The sequence below is a fragment of the Paenibacillus sp. V4I9 genome (assembly GCF_030817295.1).
Lineage (GTDB): Bacteria > Bacillota > Bacilli > Paenibacillales > NBRC-103111 > Paenibacillus_E.
Genome location: NZ_JAUSZE010000001.1, coordinates 6,099,375 through 6,121,139, shown reverse-complemented (window position 1 = coordinate 6,121,139; position 21,765 = coordinate 6,099,375). Strand labels below are relative to the sequence as shown.

The 21,765-nt window shown below is 44.4% G+C and carries 21 protein-coding genes and 1 pseudogene; 19 read left to right on the top strand and 3 right to left on the bottom strand.

Annotated elements, in window-relative coordinates; genetic code table 11:
- Positions 1-47: 47 nt before the first annotated feature.
- Positions 48-560 (top strand): SRPBCC family protein, encoded by a 513-nt coding sequence (locus tag QFZ81_RS28245; protein WP_307605509.1) that lies wholly within the window; start codon positions 48-50, stop codon positions 558-560.
- A 26-nt stretch (positions 561-586) separates the two neighbouring features.
- On the opposite strand, the gene QFZ81_RS28240 is transcribed toward QFZ81_RS28245, so the two are convergent.
- Complete coding sequence (locus QFZ81_RS28240) at positions 587-925, bottom strand: DUF5050 domain-containing protein (RefSeq protein WP_373463725.1); 339 nt, start codon at positions 923-925, stop codon at positions 587-589.
- A 229-nt stretch (positions 926-1,154) separates the two neighbouring features.
- Between QFZ81_RS28240 and QFZ81_RS28235 the strand changes: the two genes are divergently transcribed.
- The 7 genes from QFZ81_RS28235 to QFZ81_RS28205 all read left to right on the top strand — a co-directional run bounded on the left by QFZ81_RS28235 (position 1,155) and on the right by QFZ81_RS28205 (position 8,375).
- Positions 1,155-1,535, top strand: coding sequence for a gamma-glutamylcyclotransferase family protein (locus QFZ81_RS28235; RefSeq protein WP_307605508.1), 381 nt, complete (start codon positions 1,155-1,157; stop codon positions 1,533-1,535).
- An 88-nt stretch (positions 1,536-1,623) separates the two neighbouring features.
- The gene (locus QFZ81_RS28230; RefSeq protein WP_307605507.1) at positions 1,624-1,998 is read left to right on the top strand and encodes a response regulator; all 375 of its coding nucleotides are present in this window, start codon (positions 1,624-1,626) and stop codon (positions 1,996-1,998) included.
- Positions 1,999-2,049: 51 nt separating this feature from the next.
- A complete protein-coding gene (locus QFZ81_RS28225; RefSeq protein WP_307605506.1) occupies positions 2,050-3,807 on the top strand; it encodes a response regulator in 1,758 nt (585 codons plus the stop codon).
- Positions 3,808-3,967: 160 nt separating this feature from the next.
- Positions 3,968-5,368 (top strand): M56 family metallopeptidase, encoded by a 1,401-nt coding sequence (locus QFZ81_RS28220; protein WP_307605505.1) that lies wholly within the window; start codon positions 3,968-3,970, stop codon positions 5,366-5,368.
- 249 nt (positions 5,369-5,617) lie between these two features.
- The gene (locus QFZ81_RS28215) at positions 5,618-7,249 is read left to right on the top strand and encodes a PAS domain-containing sensor histidine kinase (RefSeq protein WP_307605504.1); all 1,632 of its coding nucleotides are present in this window, start codon (positions 5,618-5,620) and stop codon (positions 7,247-7,249) included.
- Between the two features lie 153 nt (positions 7,250-7,402).
- Positions 7,403-7,861 (top strand): MarR family winged helix-turn-helix transcriptional regulator, encoded by a 459-nt coding sequence (locus QFZ81_RS28210; protein ID WP_307439225.1) that lies wholly within the window; start codon positions 7,403-7,405, stop codon positions 7,859-7,861.
- Positions 7,862-8,036: 175 nt separating this feature from the next.
- On the top strand, positions 8,037-8,375 hold the full coding sequence (locus tag QFZ81_RS28205; protein WP_307439227.1) for a DoxX family protein: 339 nt from the start codon (positions 8,037-8,039) through the stop codon (positions 8,373-8,375).
- Positions 8,376-8,453: 78 nt separating this feature from the next.
- Here QFZ81_RS28205 and QFZ81_RS28200 read toward each other — a convergent pair whose 3' ends face one another.
- Positions 8,454-9,341: a PhzF family phenazine biosynthesis protein gene (locus QFZ81_RS28200; RefSeq protein WP_307439229.1), complete on the bottom strand. Its 888-nt coding sequence runs from the start codon at positions 9,339-9,341 to the stop codon at positions 8,454-8,456.
- A 150-nt stretch (positions 9,342-9,491) separates the two neighbouring features.
- On the opposite strand from QFZ81_RS28200, the gene nikR reads away from it, so the two are divergent.
- The 4 genes from nikR to QFZ81_RS28180 are packed head-to-tail and all read left to right on the top strand — an operon-like array spanning position 9,492 to position 12,292.
- On the top strand, positions 9,492-9,947 hold the full coding sequence (gene nikR / locus QFZ81_RS28195; RefSeq protein ID WP_307439231.1) for a nickel-responsive transcriptional regulator NikR: 456 nt from the start codon (positions 9,492-9,494) through the stop codon (positions 9,945-9,947).
- A gap of 51 nt (positions 9,948-9,998) precedes the next feature.
- The gene (locus QFZ81_RS28190; protein ID WP_307439233.1) at positions 9,999-10,403 is read left to right on the top strand and encodes a DUF2203 domain-containing protein; all 405 of its coding nucleotides are present in this window, start codon (positions 9,999-10,001) and stop codon (positions 10,401-10,403) included.
- A 10-nt stretch (positions 10,404-10,413) separates the two neighbouring features.
- A complete protein-coding gene (locus tag QFZ81_RS28185; protein WP_307439236.1) occupies positions 10,414-12,066 on the top strand; it encodes a copper resistance CopC/CopD family protein in 1,653 nt (550 codons plus the stop codon).
- A 40-nt stretch (positions 12,067-12,106) separates the two neighbouring features.
- Positions 12,107-12,292, top strand: coding sequence for a hypothetical protein (locus QFZ81_RS28180; RefSeq protein ID WP_307439237.1), 186 nt, complete (start codon positions 12,107-12,109; stop codon positions 12,290-12,292).
- A gap of 53 nt (positions 12,293-12,345) precedes the next feature.
- On the opposite strand, the gene QFZ81_RS28175 is transcribed toward QFZ81_RS28180, so the two are convergent.
- Positions 12,346-13,089, bottom strand: a complete 744-nt coding sequence (locus QFZ81_RS28175) for an SDR family oxidoreductase (protein WP_307605503.1) — start codon at positions 13,087-13,089, stop codon at positions 12,346-12,348.
- A gap of 280 nt (positions 13,090-13,369) precedes the next feature.
- Here QFZ81_RS28175 and QFZ81_RS28170 point away from each other — a divergent pair, with 280 nt between their 5' ends.
- The 7 genes and pseudogenes from QFZ81_RS28170 to QFZ81_RS28140 all read left to right on the top strand — a co-directional run bounded on the left by QFZ81_RS28170 (position 13,370) and on the right by QFZ81_RS28140 (position 21,556).
- Complete coding sequence (locus QFZ81_RS28170; protein ID WP_307605502.1) at positions 13,370-14,500, top strand: GntR family transcriptional regulator; 1,131 nt, start codon at positions 13,370-13,372, stop codon at positions 14,498-14,500.
- Positions 14,501-14,720: 220 nt separating this feature from the next.
- Positions 14,721-16,024: pseudogene (locus tag QFZ81_RS28165) on the top strand (glycoside hydrolase family 125 protein).
- A 74-nt stretch (positions 16,025-16,098) separates the two neighbouring features.
- A complete protein-coding gene (locus QFZ81_RS28160) occupies positions 16,099-17,427 on the top strand; it encodes an ABC transporter substrate-binding protein (protein WP_307439243.1) in 1,329 nt (442 codons plus the stop codon).
- A 92-nt stretch (positions 17,428-17,519) separates the two neighbouring features.
- The gene (locus tag QFZ81_RS28155) at positions 17,520-18,365 is read left to right on the top strand and encodes a carbohydrate ABC transporter permease (RefSeq protein ID WP_084160062.1); all 846 of its coding nucleotides are present in this window, start codon (positions 17,520-17,522) and stop codon (positions 18,363-18,365) included.
- A gap of 45 nt (positions 18,366-18,410) precedes the next feature.
- The gene (locus QFZ81_RS28150; RefSeq protein WP_307449403.1) at positions 18,411-19,247 is read left to right on the top strand and encodes a carbohydrate ABC transporter permease; all 837 of its coding nucleotides are present in this window, start codon (positions 18,411-18,413) and stop codon (positions 19,245-19,247) included.
- Between the two features lie 30 nt (positions 19,248-19,277).
- Positions 19,278-20,459, top strand: coding sequence for a glycoside hydrolase family 76 protein (locus QFZ81_RS28145; protein ID WP_307439245.1), 1,182 nt, complete (start codon positions 19,278-19,280; stop codon positions 20,457-20,459).
- A gap of 65 nt (positions 20,460-20,524) precedes the next feature.
- Positions 20,525-21,556: a glycoside hydrolase family 76 protein gene (locus QFZ81_RS28140; RefSeq protein ID WP_307605501.1), complete on the top strand. Its 1,032-nt coding sequence runs from the start codon at positions 20,525-20,527 to the stop codon at positions 21,554-21,556.
- Positions 21,557-21,765 lie beyond the last annotated feature (209 nt).

Below are 21,765 nucleotides of genomic sequence, written 5' to 3'. Positions count from 1 at the left end.
GTGATTGATCAATAATAAATTAAGAAAACGAAATGAGGCTGATAACAATGGAAAAAGCAATTGTAATTGGAGCAACGGGCGGGACGGAAGCAGCAATCACGGAAGAACAGGTACGGGCCACCATCGATGTCGACCGAAACGCCCAGGTCATCGTCGACCTTTCCATCGAAATCGACGCTCCACAGGAACCCGTATGGCGGATACAGACTGGCATCGACCAGTGGCCAACTTGGCAGAAAAATGTCTCACAGGCGCGGTTATCCGGTCCAATCGCGGTGGGAAGCACCTTCCAGTGGGAGACGCATGGGCTACCCATCGTCTCCACCATCCGAGAGGTTGATCCCATGCGGCGTATCGTTTGGGGGGGACCAGCACTAGGCATCGAGGGCATCCACGTCTGGACCATCACTCCCACCCCCAAAGGAGTCGTTATGCACACCACGGAGTCATGGGACGGTCCGCCAGTAGCAGCCGACCCCGACGGCATGCGCGCGGCACTCACGTCCTCACTCGATGCCTGGCTTGCCGACCTCAAGACGACTGCCGAGGCGACCAACTAAAAAGTAGCTGTCAAAAAAAATTAGTATTAGACTGGAAATGTTGATTCCTCGCGGATTTTTGAATTCAAAACCTTCAGACTCCAAAAAATAAGTAGTAGACTGTGCCTAAAATTAAAAACAGCGATAGCCATGGGCGAGAAAAAAAGTCCAAGACTGTCGCTGTCGTCAATCCCGTCAAACCAGGATACGGCGTTTTCGGACAGCTTACGCTCGCCTGTTCCGTCAAGAGCGGATGAATATAAGTCATTGTCCATATCCTTGATATAATATAGCTTCTCTCCCAAAATCCGGAAACGGCTTACCTCCGTGTTCACGATTTTCTTCGTTTCGTTCGTCTTTAACTCGATTTTATAAATCTTGTTCAAATCGCTGTAACCCTTCGAATCGGCGTAGGTAGCCCTGATATAAACATCGTCTCCAATAACCTCTGCAGAATCACCGGTCCCGATGCCGGCGACTTTGAAGCTGCAGGCAGGTCAGGAATCAGGATATGTCTTTTGTGCGCTTGAGAGAAGGGATGCTTTCATGTCTCAGCGAATTAATGGAATTAAATGTGAAACATCTGAATTCATCGATTAGGTAGGAGGAGTCATTATGATTTCCGTATTCGTTTATGGCACATTGCTTGCGGGAGAGAGTAATCATCATGTTGCTGCACCTTTTTTACTCTCCGTGCAACCGGGTACGATATTTGGACGTCTATATGATGTAGGACTCTATCCAGCTCTTGCTCTTACGGAAGGGACTCATAAAGTGATTGGCGAGTGGTTTGAAGTAACAGAGGAAGGGCTGCAAGCGATGGATATTCTGGAGGGTTACAACGGTCCCGGTGCCTCTAATGAATATGAAAGAGTGTGGGTCAGCGATGTTAATGGCTTGCGTGAAGGCTGGGTTTATATCTGGGAAACCATTAGCGGGCTCAAAGAGATTAATAGCTCCTCATGGATAGCCTATTCAGCCCAAAAAAATAAGTAAAAAGTTCGGTTTATTTCGACAAATTCCTATCCTGCCAGAATGCATGATGCTATAATTAAGTTAATTTATTTAGGTTGAGGAGTACGCCATGTATGTTTATAAAATATTACTTGCAGATGACGAAATCGCGTTACGTTTTCTGCTTACTGAAACTCTTTCTGATGAAGGTTATGCCATCTCGGAAGTTGAAGATGGTCAACAAGCGATGGAGCAATTGCAAAAAGAAACCTACGATCTTATCATACTTGACTATATGATGCCGGAGCGGACGGGTGTTGAAGTCTGTGAATGGCTGCGGCATAGCGATAATGCCAATCGGGATATACCGGTTATTTTGCTGACGGCTAAAGCCTTAGAAAAGGACAAAGAAAAAGCCAAAGCAGCAGGCGTAACCACCTATATTGTTAAACCATTCAGCCCTCTTCAATTAATTGATACGGTCGGACAATTATTACAACGTTAATTCGAACTATATAGAGATTATTTTATATATAAAAAAGGGTGATTGGCTGTCATGAGTAATACGAATCTAGAGGGGTTGAAGGACTCCAAGTCAGAATCGGATAGAGATGCAAAAATTCTTAGACAAGGAAGAAAGCTGTTTATTCGTGAATTCGAAAAGCAGCTTAAACAGCTTAACTCGCTGCTTGATACGGTCCAGTCAACGGCTGTAGCTGATGATTTAAAACAGTTTTATCGCATTGTTCATACGCTTAAAGGCAGTGCACCTATTTTTGGTTATGTCCGGATCGGTAAACTGGCTGAGGATATGGTTCGAGCCTGGGAATGGACACAATCCATGGATAATGACGGAGAAGAGTTACTCTTGGCGATCAACCCGATAATTGAAAGCGCAGAACGCAGTAAACAAGCACTTCGTGAAATGAATATGGAATATGATATCGGTGTTACGGAAATCCAGATGGATGAACAGCAGGATCCTGGAGGCGGCTCTTTGCTGGGGTCCATGAAGAGTCGATTGCTGCTTGTGGATGACGATGAGGTGCTGCGCACTTATTTGACCCGTCGTCTTCAACTCGATGATTGTATTGTTGATGAAGCAGCCGATGTGGAGAGCGCTATGAAGTTATTACGTGAACATACGTATGATTTGGTGACGCTGGATCTCATGATGCATCCTCAGTCTGGCTATGAGCTATTTGAATTTCTCAAAGAAGATCCTACATTGAAATGGTTACCGCTTATTGTATTGTCGGGACGTAACGATTTGAATGATAAAGTCCGCTGTTTTCACTTGGGAGCCGATGATTATGTGACGAAGCCATTTCAATACGAGGAATTGGCCGCAAGAATCTATGGGCTGCTCAAAAGAACAAAAAATTTCGAGCAGCTTGCCTTCCGTGATCCGCTGACCGGGGTGTTCAACCGTCGCTATTTTGATCTTCAAATTGGTATGGAATTACAGCGTATTGAGCGCTATCCGGCACCAATCTCGCTTGTTTTTATTGATATTGATTGCTTTAAACGGATTAATGATACTTATGGGCATCACGTGGGAGACTTGGTGCTCCAAGGCTTGGCTCATTTGCTGCAAGTGAACTTGCGTTCGACAGACCTGTTAGCACGTTTTGGCGGCGAAGAGTTCGTTATTGCCCTTCCGAATACAACGGTGGAACAGGCAGTTGAAACCATGCAATCCATACTTAATAAAGTACGTTTAAATGCAGTTGCACAGTACGAGGGACAAACCTTCTCGATCACCTTTTCAGCAGGTGTTGCAGAGTGGCATGAGGGGATGACGGTTGCGGAGTGGGTGGCTAAGGCTGATGATGCGATGTACCAAGCTAAGCAACAAGGCAGGGATAGGATTGTTAGCGCTTTGGAAGAGGATGAAGGAACAGAGCAACTTAAGTTGGCTGCCAGTCCGCAAATTGACAAGAAAAATTTGCTCATTGTGGACGATGATCCGATTTTACGAGCGATTCTCACTTCACATTTAGAGCATTTACCAATTACAATTACCCATGCTGCCGATGGTGAAGTCGCACTCGGCTTGCTGCTCGCCAATACCTATGATGCTTGTATTCTCGATGGAATGATGCCGAAACTTGATGGGTTCTCATTGTTGTCGCAGATAAAGAAAGATCCGCGTCTAACCGTTCAAGACATGAAAGTACTTATGCTTTCAGGTAAGAAGAAGGAAGATGATCTAGCCAAGGGCTTTCAAATGGGAGCTGACGACTATATGACGAAGCCGTTCTCTCTCGTTGAGTTGGAAGTTCGAGTGAGAAAGTTAATGAACTTAGTGTGATAAAACAAATAATAAACTCAAAGCTGCTTCTGCCATATTATGGCGAGCAGCTTTTTATTTCGTCAACTTTGTATTTGACTTCTAAAAAACAAAATGAAGGATTTGCGGGTTTGCATCATGCCAGCTGTTATCTCTTTGACAGGGTGGAGGAAAGGGCAGGGTGAATGTGAAGCGATTAACGGAACACCTTATTGATCTCTTTGATTGGGTTTGGTCAGTCTCGACTATGGCAAGTGTTTTGGTTGTGCTGATTATAGTGATGCAGCAAGTGCTAAGACATCGTTTAAAACCAAGATGGCATTACTTGATGTGGCTGTTGGTTATTGTACGCTTAATTTTGCCATGGGGCCCAGAGAGCGAATTCAGTATTTATAATTGGATCGGTTACACTGATGCCGTTCATTCGGCTGTACAAGTTAGTCAGGAAGAAATACTTACAAGAGCTGTTGTATCGGAAACTGCTGCCTATTCTGTTTACCGGAATTTAGTTGTTGTATGGCTGGTTGGCGTGTGTTTTTTGGGGATATATACAATCCGGATCAACAGGAAATTTGCCCGAAAAATGAAAAATGAAACGGTTGCGATAACCGATGAAAGAGTACTGGGGCTTTTCAATCAATGTAAAAAAATGATGTCGATAAATAAAACCATTGCTCTTGTTGAATCTTGCAATTTGGCAACACCAACCCTATTTGGTCTTGCAAAACCCCAATTGATTATGCCCAAAACCATTTTAAACAGCTTGAATGACGATCAATTGCAGCATGTGTACCTACATGAACTGGCTCATAGCAAGCGTAATGACATTGGAGTCAATTGGTTCATGCATGCTCTACTGATTATACATTGGTTTAATCCAATTCTTTGGTATGCATATCGTCGAATGCGGGAAGATCAGGAAATCGCAAGTGATGCTCTCGCACTCAGCTGCCTTACTCCTGATAAAAGCCAGGACTATGGATATACGCTTATCAAATTGTTGGAAAATTTCTCGCGACCTGTTCAAGCTGTTGGAAATGTAAATTTAACAGGAAGCAAAATACAACTGCAAAGGAGAATTAAAATGATCAAACAATTTAAAACAAATTCGTATCGTTGGTCGTTTCTTGGGATAGCAACTATTATCTTCATAAGTGGGTGCGCGTTAACGAATCCTAAGGACAGTTCGACATCTACACCATTGCAAAGTACGGCAGTTACCGAAGAAAAAGTAAAACAGCAGGATTCTGTAGATTCAAATGTGACGGCTTCTGAAGAGACAACGAAAGTGGCCGTTTCCGTAGTACCGCAGACAACTCCCTCGGATGAGAAGTCGAGACCGGCGGCATCCGTTGGGGTGCAGTCAACGGTGTCGGATGACAAGCCCAGAGCGGCGCCGGTAAGTCCGGGACCAAGAGTGTTGGATGACAAGCCGAGAGCGGTGCCGGTAAGTCCGGAACCAAGAGTGTTGGATGACAAGCCGAGAGCGGTGCCGGTAAGTCCGGAACCAAGAGTGTTGGATGACAAGCCAAGAGTGGCATCTCCCTTAAGTCCGCGACCAACGGCCGCTGCTGCTGACTAAACTAACTGTCTTTTATATTATTTATCAGGAAGAAGAGAACGACCAAATCTAAATAATTGTTAAGTAGAGGAGTTGCTAATCGGCAGCTCCTTTTTTTGTTTACTAAAGGACTTATTAAATGGAATAAAAAACCAATAAGTTTTTTGAATAATAAATGCTATAATCAAATTCGTCTATATATAATGACCGCTAGTTAATTATCCTGTGTGTTCAGTTAGAGTGAAAAAAGGAAGGTTAAGGAAGAAATATATGCATAATTGGTCAAAGGCACTTAATTTTAGAACTCCTTTTAAAATCTCTTTGGTCTATATGCTTTTGGGAAGTCTATGGATTATCCTGTCCGATAGATTTATGGACATTCTTAACTTATCAGGGGCAATCACTATTCATTCAACTAAGGGTCTATTTTATGTTTTTCTTACAGCATTGGTTCTATATTTGTGGGTAACACGTTTGAAAAAGGCCCTTACGGAAAGTGATGAACGATACCGAATACTTGTAGAACACTCACCAGAACCGTTAGTTGTTCACAGTAAAGGGAAAATAGTCTATATCAATCCTGCCGGTGCCGAAATATTTGGCGCAGCTAGCCCAGAGGAACTTATTGATTATCCCGTAATGAATTTGGTGCATCCCGATTATATTGACATTGCCAAAGAACGAATTAGGCCTCTCGAAGAGGAGAGGGTACCGGCAGCTCCCATTGAGCAGAAATTTCTTCGCGTCGATCGTCAAGTTATTGATGTAGAGGTCATAGCGGTACCTATTATCTACTTAGGTAAACCGGCCGTACAGCTTATATGTAGGGATATCACTGAGCGTAAACGAGCCCAACGTATGTTGGAAGAAAGAGAGCAGAGTTATAAGTCCCTTGTTGAAAATAACCCCGATGCTATATTTGAATTGGATCTTAATGGACGAATACTTAATATGAACCCAGCTACAGAAAGAATTACGGGCTATCAGCAGGAAGAGCTGCTTCATCAAAGCTTTTGTCATTTTATGGTAGACGGTGATCACTTTAAAGCATTAAATTTGTTTGAAGCGTCGACAAAAGGTGAATCAAACAGCATCGAAGTCGCCATTACGAATAAACGAGGCTACTTTGTCGAATTAAACTTAAAGATGGTTCCTATTATCATAAATGATAAGATCGATGGCGTTTATGGTATCGCTAAAGACATCACCGAACGTAAAAGGACAGATGAGCTTCTGCTTAAATCAGAAAAACTATCGGTAGTGGGGCAGCTAGCCGCCGGAGTTGCTCACGAGATTCGAAATCCATTAACTTCTCTTAGAGGATTTGTTCAATTATTACAAACCAAAACGGATAATTATGATGAGTATTTTCAAATCATGTTGACTGAATTAGACCGAATTAATTATATCGTGAGCGAGTTTTTGGTTATTGCCAAGCCGCAGGCCGTAAGTTTTGAGATGAAGGATCTTCGCAAAATTCTTCATGATGTGATCTCGCTGTTTGACACACAAGCAATTCTTAATGATGTGCAAATTCATACGACATTTGATTCGGACATTCCGTTAATCAATTGTGAAGAAAATCAATTAAAACAGGTCGTTATTAATATTCTTAAAAATGCGATTGAAGCGATGTCAGAAGGCGGTACTATCGAAATTCTAATGAAGGTAGACGACGATAAACTCGTTATTCGGTTTATTGATCAGGGGTGTGGAATTTCGGAAGAACGAATAGCGATGTTAGGAGAACCCTTTTATACGACAAAAGAAAAAGGGACCGGATTAGGATTGATGGTGAGCCAAAAAATCATTGAAGCACACCACGGGAGACTTCATATAAAGAGTCAGATCGATATAGGAACAACGGTTGATCTTATTTTACCTTTAGATCCCAATGGATAGGCTTATATTAATGAACTCCTAGATAGGGGTTTATTTTTTTATAAAAAAGACGATTACTTGACAAACAAATTAGCCTAAAGTTAGCATAGTGTTATGATGACAACTCGATGTAGAGAAGAATAGGAATAGATTTACACCAAAGGAGGAACGATCATGTACCAGGGAGACGAACAAAGCCAGCTTGATTTAAGATTATTCCGAATCTGGAGTAGAGCTTCCAAAGCTATTGCTGATAATACCAAACGAGATATCGAAAGTCATGGAATCAGTCCTGATCATTTTATGATTCTAGAGCTTCTCTATAACAAAGGACCTCATCCTATACAAAGGATTAGTGAAATATTTAGTATTCCAAGCGGGAGTATTACTTACGTGGTAGACAAGCTTGAACAGAAAGATTATGTAAGACGACAATCAAGTCCAACGGATAGAAGAACTTCCAATGTCGCCCTTACTGAAAAGGGTGAAACCTTATTTAATGAGATTTTCCCGAAACATGCTGCCGTTATATCTGAGAATTTGTCCTTTATAAGCAACGAAGAAAAACTTCAGATGATCGATCTATTAAAGAAACTGGGGTTTGGAGCACAAGAACTCAGTAAGGATAGATAAAACAATGCAAATCAATTTCAAGTTATCCAGGCGTTACTGGATAGCTTTTTTCATTTAGATGCCTTGTTAAAAATGGTTGACAAATAAATATCCTAATGTTAGTGTATATTGTAATAACATAAGGATATCTAATTGTAGTTTATCTATGATTAGGTGAAAAAAGGGGAGAGTTTAGATGAATACAGCAGTAATTATTATTCAAATCATTTTAGCACTTGGGTTTTTGATGTTCGGTGCCATGAAGTTCGGTTCAAAACAAATGGTGGATGAGTTTACACGTTATGGGATGCCTCAGTGGTTTAGGGTAATCACTGGCTTGCTCGAAATTGCCGGAGCCGCACTACTGGTTGCAGGAATTTGGAACGACAGTCTTATTGTTATTGGCGGATTGCTATTGGCCGTTATTATGGCTGGAGCCGTCATAACGCATCTACGTATTAAGGATCCTGTATCTAAAATAGGTATGCCCATTATTTTATTCATCCTTACGTTGGCTGTCTTGTTTATAAAATGAGAAGTATTGCTGTAATGTTCGAACCAATAAATGCCGGGTCCTGTTTAATAGGATCCGGCTTTTTGATTGTTATTTTGCTTATACCCACTCGCCTTTAGCTGTATATATCGTTTTACCGCCGATTTGAATAAAGATGTGGTCTTCTTTCTGAGATGCCCGATGATACAGAATGGAAGGACGCATGATTTCAAAGCCTTGCTCAACGCTGATATCGATGGACTCATTGCCGAAATAGCGATAATTGACCAAGTATCCGGCCAAATCGCCATTGGCGCTCCCTGTAGCTGGATCTTCGGGAGCGCCGAAATATTCACCGAATACCCTTACATTTAAAGTGTTACCTGCCTGATAAGTCTCTGGACAAAAGACTAATATCATTTTAGCTGAAAGCTTTTCAATCAGATGGAAATATAGATCGCGATTCACAGTGCATCGCTGAACGTCTTTCAAGCATTTTAGTGGGACGATAAGGGCTGGTAGGCCAGTGGAAACCTCCTGAATGGGATACCGCGAATCAATGGCCAACGCTGGAATTCCTAAAACAGCTGCGATCGTATCTAGATCGATAATTTCTCCGAAAATAGGCGGCTTCTGCTGCATCCAAGCCATGCCGGGATTCTTTTCATCAAAAGTGACCGGTATTTGACCGATTTTTAAGTTAAGCGCAATTTGCTGGACAGGGTGTCCTATGATATCTTTTTGAATGATGTAGGCTGTCCCCAAAGTCGGATGTCCAGCGAACGCAACCTCTTCTTTCGGGGTGAAGATACGCACATCATATCCACCATTAATAGGCTCTTCCGACAGGATAAACGTTGTTTCGGAGAAGTTCATCTCGCGGGTAATGGCAAGCATTTCCTCTGTGGATAGGTGGGCAGCATGACGAAAAACGGCGAGCTGATTGCCTTCATATTTATGCTCGGCAAATACATCAACGATCGAAAAAGATAATGGCTGTTTAGACATGATCCCCACTCCTATGAATGAATTTATAGATGAATACACCTTACCATATTGTGTTTAATTTGCGAATTCGCTCCGGGTAAGGTTTGCGACAGAGCTGCTTTCTGCTAGAGTAAGGGTATAGGAAATGTTACACGAAAAGGAGTGGGGCGGATGTCTGACAAAGAAAATCTGGTGCGCTTCGGTATCTCCATGCCGCAATCTCTCATAGAGCAATATGATAGGCTCATTGCCTTGCAGGGCTATGATAATCGCTCTGAAGCCATACGTGATCTTACGCGCAAAGCGCTGTTAACGTCCAGCAGCATGCAGCCCGACGAAACCGTGGCTGGAACGATCGTGATGGTGTATGACCATCATATTCGCGATTTGCCGATTACCTTGATGGAACTTCAACATGATTATCACCATGCAATTATTTCAACGATGCATATCCATTTAAACCATCAGCAGTGCTTGGAAATATTAGTAGTTCGCGGTAAGGTACAGAAGCTTAGAGAGCTTCAACAGCGGATTCAAGTACTCAAAGGTGTAGGATATGCGGAGTTATCTGTCACTCATGTGGACGAGCAGGGTCACTCGCATGAGCATCCTTATTCTCATTTGTAGAATTCGTAGATGTCCTGTTTTTTTGATAAAATTAAGGCACGGAGGTGCGATATGTCAGTTAAAAAGTGGTTCAGTTTAGAAGAGGCTAATGAAATGCTGCCGTTTATCGATCAGGAATTGAAGAAAATGCAAGCATTGAAGCACATTTTTGAGGAAAAATATACAGAGCTCCGTATAAAGAAAAATGAGCATGCAGAGAAACCCGGCGCTGAGAAGGATCCGTTTTTCGTCATGGAAGCAGAGCTGGAATTCCTTCAAATCGAAGCGCGCGGGCTTATTCAAAATTTTCATCTTACGGGTGTAGAACTCAAGGATATAGATACAGGTCTTGTCGATTTTCCAGCGTTGATGGAAGGACAAGAAGTACTGCTTTGTTGGAAACAGGGAGAGGATAGAATTCGCTATTACCATGGCAAACGGGATGGATTTGCTGGACGTAAACCGATTTCGGAATAGAGGACATACGATGCAAAGATCTTTACGTTACACGGCCAAACGCTTTTTGGTCATGCCTTCATTGTTTATATGCATGTTCGCCTTTATTCTATTGAGCGCAGTTGCTGTTCCTCAAACGGCATCTGCTCATGCGTCATTAGTACAGGCCCAACCTGAAGCGGGCACCAAGCTTGAAAGCTCACCGCCTCAAGTAGCCGTTACTTTTAATGAACAGTTAGACGCAGGACTTTTTTATATCAAAGTATTGGACCATAACGGTGACGAAATTACAAGTAATAAAGCTTATATGAACAAAGAGCAGACAGGTTTAATTCTTGATCTGCCGAAGTTATCTGAGGGCTTTTACTTGATCAGTTATCACGTTATTTCAGCTGACGGACACCCCGTTGCAGGTAGTTATCCGATAACGATTGGCAATCCACCGCAAGAAGAAGCTCTCGATCTGCCTTCTGTATATGGCGGGCACAATCATGGAACTGGTCAGTTAACAACGAAAGATATCCTGCAATATGCGTCTCGCGGACTGTGGTATTTGATGTTGTTGACGTTGACGGGTTGGGTTATCTGGTTAAGGTTGTCGGGAGCAGGCGGGACCGGTACCCGAAAAGCACCTTCAGCTTGGACTCTCAATCTGCAGCGTGCACAATTAGTAGCCCTATTGCTGGTCATTTTCACACACATCGAAGCTCTACTTGGTGGTGGTGGGGCCCAAGAGATATGGAAACTATTTAGTGCAACCACTATCGGTATTTCCTGGGCGCTTTTGTTAGTGTTATCCTTCCTTGGATTTGTACTTGTAGGTAGGGGGAAGTGGCTAGATTTATTATGGCCTTTGAGTTTACTAGCGGTGAAAAGCTTTAGCGGTCACGCGGCTTCATTCACTCCAGTATGGGCAACAATCGGGCTAGATTTTATCCACCTGGTCGGCGCGGCATGTTGGGTTGGGGGCTTAGTGCTGCTTTATGCGAAATGGCGTCAGAAAAGTGATGATGTCAGTTCCTATATGCAGCAATTTTCGAGAATGGCTTTGATCTCCATTCTTGTACTTACTCTATCAGGTTCCTTATCCGTCTTGTTGTTCCTGCCAAACTTACGTTACTTGCTTTACACTTCGTGGGGAATATTGCTGCTTGTGAAAATAGGTGCTGTTGCCCTTGTTGTACTCATAGGTTTTATTATTCGGCTCCATTTGCGCAAACAGAAGGCCAAACAATCTGTTCTTTGGGTAAAGGTTGATCTTACCTTTATGGTCATAATCGTGCTGCTGGTAGGGCTCATCACTTATATGGCGCCAATTCCTGTCAACGAACCGCTAGCGTGGCATCAGATGGGTGAAAAGGTCCATGTATCTGCTGATATTACGCCTAAAATCCAGGGAACCAATACTTTCGTAGCGAAAGTATGGCTCCCAGAAAAAGCAGGGAAACCGAAGCAAGTGCTCATGCTGCTTCATTATTTAGACGATAAAGAAATGGCGCCTATTTCTGTGCCAATAACCATTTTCGAGGATAGCACACAAGAAGAATCTTACGGCTTTGTGAAATTCAGCTATAAAGCGCAGGGCGCGTACCTGCCGTTCCGAGGTAATTGGGAATTAGAGATGCGTGTCATGGATGCGGATGATAATGAAACGGTGTACAACAAAGAATTCATGGTGTATTAAAATTGTTTGAATATTTGATGGCTGAAAGTGGGTGGCGATAATGGCATGGATTCAAGTGCTCGATAAAGAACATTTGTCGGTCAAATTTGATGACAAGGATGAGGTGGCATTGCTGGAGATTAACGATGGCGGCATCTCGCCTAATTATGTAACCATTCGTTTAAATGAAATAGAGATTGATGATCTGATCGAGGCTTTACAACGTATTAAACAAGCCATTCAATAATAATGGCTTGTGTAGGAGGAGGGGCACATTGTGCCCCTTTTTTGCGTTGATAATTAGATAAACCCGCCATTGACACGGATTGTTTGACCCGTAATCCATTGGGATTCTTCACTTGCCAGAAATAAGACAATGTTCGCAATATCGTCAGGCTCACCGATTCGCCCAAAAGCGTTCATTTTGCGCATACCTTCTATTTGCTCCTCTGTTTTTCCCACTGTAAAGAGTTCCGTGTTAACTGGACCGGGGGCCACTGCGTTAATCGTAATGCCTTTCGGGCCAAATTCCTTCGCAAGTTGGCGAGTGAACTGTTCAACAGCTCCTTTGGTACCGGCATAAACGCTGTATGTCGGGAACATACTACCGAGGACCGAGGTTGAGAAGTTAATGATTCGGCCATTATTACTCAAGTATTTGGCTGCTTGTTGGCAAGCAAAGAAGGTACCTTTGACATTGACATTAAACTGCTTGTCGAAATCTTCTTCTGTGATACTAGCTATAGGTTTAGTTATCATGAGGCCAGCGTTATTGACTAGAATATCAACTTTACCATAGGCTTCAATCGTTTTCTGGAACATGAGCTCAATGTCAGACACGCGGCTAATATCAGCGTGAATGGCTGTTGCGATTCCACCGTTCTGTTCAATCCCATGAACGACCTCTGCAGCTTTCGCTGGATTGCTGGCGTAGTTTACAACAACTTTGGCTCCGTTTCGAGCCAACTCCTCTGCGATCTCACGTCCCATTCCTCTAGACGCTCCTGTGACTAACGCAACTTTACCGACTAATTTTTTCTCCATTTTAATTCCTCCTCATATGGGTTCAAACGATCCGTTGATTCAAACTTGGTTGATATTGATTTGATTATAACAGGTTGGAAACGAAAATCAAGTGACAATATTATATTTTTGTCATTTATTTAAACGTTACTGTCCATAAATTTGATTGGATGATAGTTTTCCATCAAGTCATTAAGAGATAGTAGCTTAGCTTCTGGACTCTATCCAAAATGCGTATATCATGATATATTAATGGTATCGTATGATATAACGTTTGGTTAGATGCAGGGGGTAGATAGCATTGTCAACGGATTCGAGACCCATTTACGAGCGAATATTCGAAACGCTGCGTGAAGAAATTATACAACGTAAATATAACGTTGGAGACCGCGTTCCTTCAGAGAAGGAACTGGCGGATGAATATAACGTGAGCCGTATTACGAGTAAAAAGGCGCTGGAGATGCTGGCAGAAGAACGTCTCATCGTGCGTAAGCCAGGGAGAGGCTCCTTTGTCATGGAAGGAGGGGGAATTCCGTCTGAAGGACCATCTTCGGGTGAGAGAACCAAGCATACGCTGATAGGCTTAGTCATAACGGATTTCGGCAATACCTTCGGTACGGAGATGATTTATGGCATGGAGCAGGCTTCCGCTGAGCACGATAGTTTCCTAGTATTACGCAGATCGTTTGGTGTGCCTGAGAATGAAGTAAAGGCAATTCGATCGTTTCTTGAATTAGGCGTGGATGGCATTATTGTGTTTCCTGCACAAGGGGAGTTCTATAATGATGAACTTCTTAAGTTGGTCATACAGCAATTTCCCTTAGTCCTGGTTGACCGTCATCTCAAAGGGGTAGCCGCGGCTTCGATTAGTACAGATAACATAACCGCTGCTCGCACGGGTGCTGACTATTTACTTGATTTGGGGCATAAACAGATTTGCTTACTTACGCCGCCGCCTATGGATACAACAGCTATTGAGGACCGTATTGAAGGCTTCGTCCGAGCTCATGCGGAACGCGGGGTCATGGTTGACCGATCGCTCTGGTTAGATGAAATCACCTCTACGCTGCCAAATTCATTTCATTCACCTAATATTGATAAAGATATCGATATGATTAAGGAGCACCTGCGAAGCAATCCGCAAATTACCGCCTTGTTCGCTATGGAATACAATATTGCTCTATTAGCTAAGGCTGCTGTGGAACAAATGGGACTTCAGATACCTGGGGATATTTCAATTATTTGTTTTGATAGCCCTCCTACGACGCTTGGCAGCGGCTATCGCTTTACCCATCTGATCCAAGCGGAGGATGAAATCGGCAAGCTCGCTGTAGAGAATGTGCTAAAGCTGAAGCGAGGCGAGAAGGTAGCCAATAAAATAAGTCTGGACGCCAAATTAATCATTGGGGAGTCAACAGGACCCTCCAAATGATACGGCGGATAATCATCATGGATATCGAAACTTGAGACTGCTAATCTAGTAGTCTCTTTTTAATTGGTATATCAAACGATTTAAATGGTATGTAAATAGTATGATAAATATATATTGACATACTGTATACATACCAATATAATCGTAAATGTAAGCGGTTTATTTATCGGAATAGAGAGGAGCGAGCCCGTTGACGAATGAGGCTAAGTTACCTGCATCAATGAGTAAACTCATTGAGCAAGTAAGTAATGAATTACTGAAGAAACAACGGCCGAAGCTAGCTGCCATGTTCCGCGATTGCTTCTCCAACACGTATCAAACAACGATTCAAAGCCTAGAGGACGGATCAACTTTTGTAATCACCGGTGATATACCTGCCATGTGGCTGCGTGACTCATCGGCTCAGGTTCGAGCTTATCTGCTTCTAGCGAATGAGGATCCCAACTTGGCGGATATGATTGAAGGTGTCGTTAAGCGGCAAATGCAATATATTCAACTTGATCCGTATGCCAATGCATTTAATATGGAGCCAACCGGCGCAGGTCATGGGCAGGACTTGACCCATATGAGCCCTTGGATCTGGGAGCGTAAATACGAAATCGATTCGCTGTGTTATCCTATTCAACTCAGTTATTTACTTTGGAAAGCAACAGGGAGAACCGCACATTTCAATGAGGCCTATCGATCTGCTGTTCGTGCGATCCTTAATCTTTGGCGGGTTGAACAAGACCATGAAACGAAGTCTCCTTATCGCTTCCAGCGACTGCATTGTCCTCCGACAGACACGTTAACGAGAGATGGAAAGGGCAGTCCAGTAGGCTATACAGGAATGACTTGGTCAGGTTTTCGCCCTAGCGACGATGCTTGTTCGTACGGATATTTGATTCCGGCAAACATGTTTGCCGTTGTGGTGCTGGGTTATATCGCTGAAATCGCAGAGCAGGTGTGGCAGGATGCCAGTCTAATCGGTGAATCACTTAAGCTTGCCTCTGAGATTAAACAGGGAATAGAAGCATTCGGAATGATTGAGCATCCCAAGCTTGGTACAATGTTTGCTTATGAGACGGACGGACTTGGCAACTTCAATCTGATGGATGATGCCAACGTACCTAGCTTGCTCTCGATTCCATACTTAGGATATGTCGGCGAATCCGATCCCATTTATCAGCATACACGCAGCTTTATACTTAGTGATGAAAACCCTTACTTCTATAAGGGGAAAGCGGCTCAGGGAATCGGCAGTCCGCATACGCCGGATCGCTACATTTGGCATATTTCACTTGCGGTTCAAGGCCTTACTGCTTCAAGCCGGGAGAAAAGCTGCGTATCCTTGATATACTAGCCAACACCGATGCAGGAACGGGATTGATGCATGAGGGCTTCCACGTAGACGATCCGTCGCAATATACGCGGCAATGGTTCTCTTGGGCGAACTCCATGTTTAGCGAGTTGGTGTTAGACGTATGTGGCCTATCGATTAAGGATCTGTTGAATGATCGCGTAAACGCATCGTACTCATCCTAGGTTATTCAGGGGGTGGAACCCCTTTTAACTAGCAACTGCACTTATAACGTTTACTTAAAAAGGGAGGAAGAAACATGAAAAAATGGATGACCGTTTTAACTGCTCTCTCGCTCACGTTTAGTTTGGCAGCATGCAGCACTAAAACTGGCGGGGATCAAACGGCTGAAAGCAAAAAGCCTGAGGCCACGACAGCACCGGCAGCATCGACAGCCGCCACCAAAGGAGCACCGGTAGAAATTACGTTCTGGGGAGACTGGGGCGGAGAAGGTGAAAAGCAGTTTGTGATGATGGCTGATGCTTTTAATAAATCTCAAGACAAGATTAAAGTTAAATATGTTTTGCAGGAAGATATGATCACGAAGTTTCTAACTGCGGCTACCTCAGGCGGCTCACCTGATATTATGTTCTGGGATAGATGGCGTACTTCGCTGTATGCATCCAAGAACGTGCTCCACCCGATAGACGATTATTTGAAAAAAGACAATATTAACCGTGGTGATTATTACGATGAAGCCTTGAAGGAGCTTTCCTCTGGCGGCAAGCTGTATGGTCTTCCTTTGACGGTTGATGCACGCGCACTGTTTTATAATAAGAAATTGTTCGCCGAGAAGGGTCTTCAGCCGCCGAAAACCTGGGATGAGCTGGAAAACGCAGCCAAGCAGTTAACGGTATGGGAAGGCGATAAGCTGGTTCGTTCCGGGATGTCGATGCAGGATAATGGCCTGTTCAATATGTGGCTGCAGCAAGCAGGCGGCTCCATGATGACAAGCGATCTAAAGAAAACGAATTTCAATAATGATCAGGGCAAGCAGGTCCTCGATTTCTGGGATAAGCTGATCAATAAGGATAAGGTGTATAAAGTTGGGTTTGAAAAGGGGCTTGGCGAAGGTACGGATGCTTTCGTAACCGGCAAAGTAGCTATGACCTATACAGGTCCATGGATGCTATCGACTTATAAGAAATACGGCAAGGACCTTGATTTCGGTGTTGTTCCTCCACCAACTGGACCTGGCGGCGCCAAAGGAAGCGTAATGGGCGGCTTCGGTCTTGTAATCCCAGCGGGCTCCAAGCATAAAGACGAGGCATGGGAATTCGAGAAGTGGTGGTTAGCGAATAAAGACAACACGCTGCTATGGGCGAAAACAAGCTTAAACCTGCCAGGCTTCAAACCGGCGCTGCAGGATCCGTTCTTCAAGGACGATCCGAACTGGAAGCCATTCATGGATACACTGGAATTCGCGAAGATTCGTCCGCAGCATCCAGGATACTCGGTTATGGAAGGCGATGGTCTGATGCCGAATATTGAGCTATTCATTCAAGGTAAGCAGGATGCGGCTGCGACGCTCAAGAAGGGGCAAGAGCAAGGTGATAAGCTGCTAGATCAGAACGCAGCAGGGAAGTAACTAGAAATGTGGGGGAGGGTTAACCCTCCCTTTTTGTGGAAGGGGGAATTCTCTTGGCATCGATAACCAAGCTGGGTCGACATCAAGCTAGGATGGGTTATCTCTTTATTACGCCAACGATTTTGCTATTTATTATTTTTACGATCATTCCGGTCATCATGGCATTCTATCTAAGCTTCACGAATTATGACATTGTGAGTAAAAATGATTTCGTTGGATTGGATAATTACAAGCGGTTGGCCGAGGATAATATCTTTTGGACGACGCTGAAGAACGTTTTGTTTTACTCTGTCCTTTATATTCCGCTGAATATTGCCATTTCTTTATCGATGGCCTTGCTGTTTATGCGCAGCCGCTTCGGCGTAAAGCTGTTTCGTACAGCTGGGTATTTGCCAACGTTAACCTCTGGCGTTGCTGCGGCCACGGTTTGGATATGGCTGCTAAACCCAGAGTTCGGACTCGTGAACGATATCCTGAGCAAGTTCGGAATCACAGGACCTTCATGGTTGGCTGAAATGCCCTACGCCATGCTGTCCATTGTGTTAGTGACCTTGTGGCAGTCCGTTGGATCGAACATGATCATTTATTTAGCGGGACTTAACGGGGTTCCCGATCATCTGTATGAATCCGCAAAGCTGGATGGAGCTAATGCTTGGCAGTCCTTTCGCTATATTACTTGGCCAGTGTTAAGGCCAACCACCTTTTTCGTAAGTACAATGGCCATTATTGGTGCGTTGCAGTTATTTGACCAGGCGTTCGTATTGACCAAAGGCGGTCCTGCCAACTCAACGAAAACAACGGTGTATCACATTTATCAGCAGGGCTTCAACCAGCTCCAAATGGGCTATGCCGATGCTATGGCGTTTGCGCTGTCTATCATTATTTTAGTATTTTCGCTCATTAATATGAGACTAAACAAAGAGGAATCCGTGATCTAGGAGGGATGGAAAGTGAAACAACAAACCTATTGGCAAACGACAATCATGTATATCATTTCCATCGCCGTCTGCATCGTCATGGTCGTCCCGTTTGTATGGAGTCTTATCACTTCCATCCGTCCGGATGAAGAGATTTTCATGCTGCCGATTCAATGGATTCCTTCTAGCATAACGTTGGAGCATTATCGCAAGGCGTTTGAGCTCGTTCCATTTGGTCTGTATTTTTGGAATTCCTTCTACCTTGCGTTCATGGGAGTGCTCTTCAACTTGCTATTTGGCTCTTTAAGCGGTTATGCCTTCGCTAAGCTTCATTTCCGCGGAAGAGATACGATGTTCAAAATTCTGCTCGCTGCCATGATGATACCTGGTGTTGTGACGATGATCCCGCAATTTTTTGTGCTGAAGCACATTCCTTTCCTGGGAGGAAATGATTGGCTGGGCGGTGGCGGCAATGGCTTGCTCAATTCATTTTGGGCGATTATTTTGCCAGGAGCGTCGGGATCCTTTGCGGTATTTTTTATGAGGCAATTTTTCGTCTCTTTACCTAGTGATTTGCAAGAAGTGGCTCGAATTGAAGGCAGCGGGGAGCTTCGTATCTTTTGGAACATTTATATTCCACTCGCGAAGCCGGCGTTGGCTACACTCGGCATATTTACCTTTCAAGCAGGCTGGAACAGCTTTCTCGGCCCGCTCATTATGCTTAACGACCCTGCCAAGAAAACGATTCAGCTAGGCTTAGCTGCTTTTACTTATAACAAACAGGTCGACTTCGGCCCGTTGATGGCAGGTGCTTTAATTGCGGTAGTGCCGATCCTGATCTTGTTCCTGCTGCTGCAGAAGTATTTTGTGCAAGGAATCGCTTTTACAGGAACGAAAGGATAGTACGCAAGTCGGACAGATAGGTGAAGCGAATTGACAATTCGATTAAAAATGATCATAGCCCTGATGATTGTTGGGATAGGCATCATCATGGCTGCTAGCTGGGGAGTGGAGACAATGGACAATAACAATAAGATGACCGATGTGCAAGTGAGCACAAATAGAGAAACCTGGGAGCAGCGTGCGGATCTTGCGCAAGCCGGTCTGCTAAAGCAATATTGGAATGGAAAGTTGAACTTATTCGATAATTTGTCGCCTTGCAACGATCTATGCAATGAGAAGTTCCATTATTGGTGGCAAGCGCATGGTGTAGATACGCTGGTGGACGCTTATGCGAGAACGGGCGATGCGGCGTATAAGGGATACCTGGCGAACATGTATCAGGGGATTTTGGACCGCAATGGCGGCGTATTGCCGAATGATTTCTACGATGATATGGAATGGTTGGCTTTAGCTTGGCTCCGTGCTTATAACGCTACAGGCGAGGAGAAATACAAGGAAGCCGCGATTGAGCTTTGGGAAGATATTAAGACGGGCTGGAACGAAGAGCAAGGCGGGGGCATTGCATGGCGCAAGCCGCAGCTTGATTATAAGAATACGCCGGCGAATGCTCCAGCAGTCATTCTAGCTGCTAGATTATATAAGCAGTTCGGCAAGTCGGAGGACCTAGCTTGGGCGAAAAAGATTTACGATTGGCAGAAAGCCAATCTCGTTGATCCGGACACGGGCTTCGTCTGGGATGGGAAAAACCGCGAGGGAGACGGCAAGATTGATAAGGGTTGGGAATTCTCTTATTGCCAAGGTGTTTACATCGGAGCAGGGGTAGCGCTGTATCAGGCGACTGGGGACAAGAGCTATCTGACCGATGCAGCCCGGACGGCACATGCTTCCAAGATCAGGCTGGCCAGTCCGGCAACAGGCATGCTGCCAAGTGAAAGCAATGGAGACGGCGGCTTGTTCAAAGGGATATACGTCCGTTATTTGGCGGAGCTCGTTCTTGCGGACCCTGGTCAGAAGGAGTCGCTTGAGCTTCTTGTAACGAATGCAGACAGTCTCTGGAAGTACGGGAGAGATGAGCAGCGCGTAATGTTCAGTAAATCATGGGCGGCAACACCTGAGCCTGCTGAGGATTTGAGCGTGAATCTGAGCGGCGTTATGCTGCTGGAGCGTATGGCTACGCTGGAGAAGCAAGGATTGCTGAAACAGAACGAATAAATTAAGAACAGGGGCAGCCGAAAATCTGTCCCTTTATTTTCAATACAGAGGGAGTTGAGGGATAGATGAATGCGGCAGCGATGGCAGAACATCTACAAACGACTTTGCACATGCTTTATTGGAATCCAGATATACAGATTATGAATCAATGGGACGACAGTTTAACAGTCAATCGCCCTGACGAAAATTACTATTATTGGTGGCAAGCACATGCTGCGGATGTATTACTTGACGGCTACGCGCGAAACGGCAATGTGGACTATTTGAACCGATTAGAGCAGCTGTTCCACGGCATTCTTCGCTCTAACGGAGGAACGTTTCGCCATCAGTATTATGATGATATGCAGTGGATGGCTCTGGCTTGGCTAAGGGCTTACGACATGACTGGTGCTCAGATGTACCGGGAGAGTGTTGCCGACTTGTGGGAAGACATCCGAGGTGGATGGAATGCGTATATGGGCGGAGGGATTGCTTGGCGAAAAAATCAGCTCGATTACAAAAACACGCCAGCTAACGCTCCAGCGGCTATCCTAGCTGCACGCTTATTTCAACGATTTGGCGATGAGGCTGATCTGGCGTGGGCGCAAGAAATCTATGATTGGAACAAAAGGATGTTAACCGATCCCGCTGACGGGTTCGTGTGGGATGGCATCAATCGGCTCGGGGACGAGAAAATAGATAGGGACTGGCAGTTTACTTATTGTCAGGGCGTCTTCATTGGGGCAGGACTCGAATTATACACCTGCACAAGGGATTCAACTTATCTAGAGGGTGCCTGCCGCACGGTAATTGCGGTGAAGAGCCGATTGTGCGACAGTGCTACGGGGATGCTGCCCGATGAAGGAATCGACGATACAGGTTTATTTAAAGGAATACTGATCAGGTACCTGCTGAGGTTGGTGGATATTTACCCCGAATTTGAGCTGCCAGCTGAGATTATTGAACAAAATGCGATCATGCTAATGGAGCATGGCCTAGACGGCATCGGACGTGTCGGTACAGATTGGAGAAAGCCCCCTGAAGGTTCCATTCAGCTAAGTGTTATGCTAAGCGGCGTTATATTACTGGAGGCGTATGCATCACTTCAAACGAAGTAGAGACAAATTGGAGCTGAAGAGATGTGAAATTTTGTAAAAATGAAAGCGTATTCATAGCGACTAGTTTTAACGAAGGGCGGTAAGACTATGGCTGACAAAAGCGCCTCATTGGCGGACGGTGAAGACGTGATTCAATGGCCTTTATCGGCAGCGGATAATATGACGACCAGTTAATTCCGTTAAACTAATCAAGCATTTTTCCTATATAT

Excerpts from the sequence above, each read along its gene's own strand:
- QFZ81_RS28245 (WP_307605509.1), top strand. The coding sequence starts at position 48 with ATGGAAAAAGCAATTGTAATTGGAGCAACGGGCGGGACGGAAGCAGCA.
- QFZ81_RS28235 (WP_307605508.1), top strand. The coding sequence starts at position 1,155 with ATGATTTCCGTATTCGTTTATGGCACATTGCTTGCGGGAGAGAGTAAT.
- QFZ81_RS28230 (WP_307605507.1), top strand. The coding sequence starts at position 1,624 with ATGTATGTTTATAAAATATTACTTGCAGATGACGAAATCGCGTTACGT.
- QFZ81_RS28225 (WP_307605506.1), top strand. The coding sequence starts at position 2,050 with ATGAGTAATACGAATCTAGAGGGGTTGAAGGACTCCAAGTCAGAATCG.
- QFZ81_RS28215 (WP_307605504.1), top strand. The coding sequence starts at position 5,618 with ATGCATAATTGGTCAAAGGCACTTAATTTTAGAACTCCTTTTAAAATC.
- QFZ81_RS28210 (WP_307439225.1), top strand. The coding sequence starts at position 7,403 with ATGTACCAGGGAGACGAACAAAGCCAGCTTGATTTAAGATTATTCCGA.
- QFZ81_RS28205 (WP_307439227.1), top strand. The coding sequence starts at position 8,037 with ATGAATACAGCAGTAATTATTATTCAAATCATTTTAGCACTTGGGTTT.
- QFZ81_RS28200 (WP_307439229.1), bottom strand. The coding sequence starts at position 9,341 with ATGTCTAAACAGCCATTATCTTTTTCGATCGTTGATGTATTTGCCGAG.
- nikR (WP_307439231.1), top strand. The coding sequence starts at position 9,492 with ATGTCTGACAAAGAAAATCTGGTGCGCTTCGGTATCTCCATGCCGCAA.
- QFZ81_RS28190 (WP_307439233.1), top strand. The coding sequence starts at position 9,999 with ATGTCAGTTAAAAAGTGGTTCAGTTTAGAAGAGGCTAATGAAATGCTG.
- QFZ81_RS28185 (WP_307439236.1), top strand. The coding sequence starts at position 10,414 with ATGCAAAGATCTTTACGTTACACGGCCAAACGCTTTTTGGTCATGCCT.
- QFZ81_RS28180 (WP_307439237.1), top strand. The coding sequence starts at position 12,107 with ATGGCATGGATTCAAGTGCTCGATAAAGAACATTTGTCGGTCAAATTT.
- QFZ81_RS28175 (WP_307605503.1), bottom strand. The coding sequence starts at position 13,089 with ATGGAGAAAAAATTAGTCGGTAAAGTTGCGTTAGTCACAGGAGCGTCT.
- QFZ81_RS28160 (WP_307439243.1), top strand. The coding sequence starts at position 16,099 with ATGAAAAAATGGATGACCGTTTTAACTGCTCTCTCGCTCACGTTTAGT.
- QFZ81_RS28155 (WP_084160062.1), top strand. The coding sequence starts at position 17,520 with ATGGGTTATCTCTTTATTACGCCAACGATTTTGCTATTTATTATTTTT.
- QFZ81_RS28150 (WP_307449403.1), top strand. The coding sequence starts at position 18,411 with ATGTATATCATTTCCATCGCCGTCTGCATCGTCATGGTCGTCCCGTTT.
- QFZ81_RS28140 (WP_307605501.1), top strand. The coding sequence starts at position 20,525 with ATGAATGCGGCAGCGATGGCAGAACATCTACAAACGACTTTGCACATG.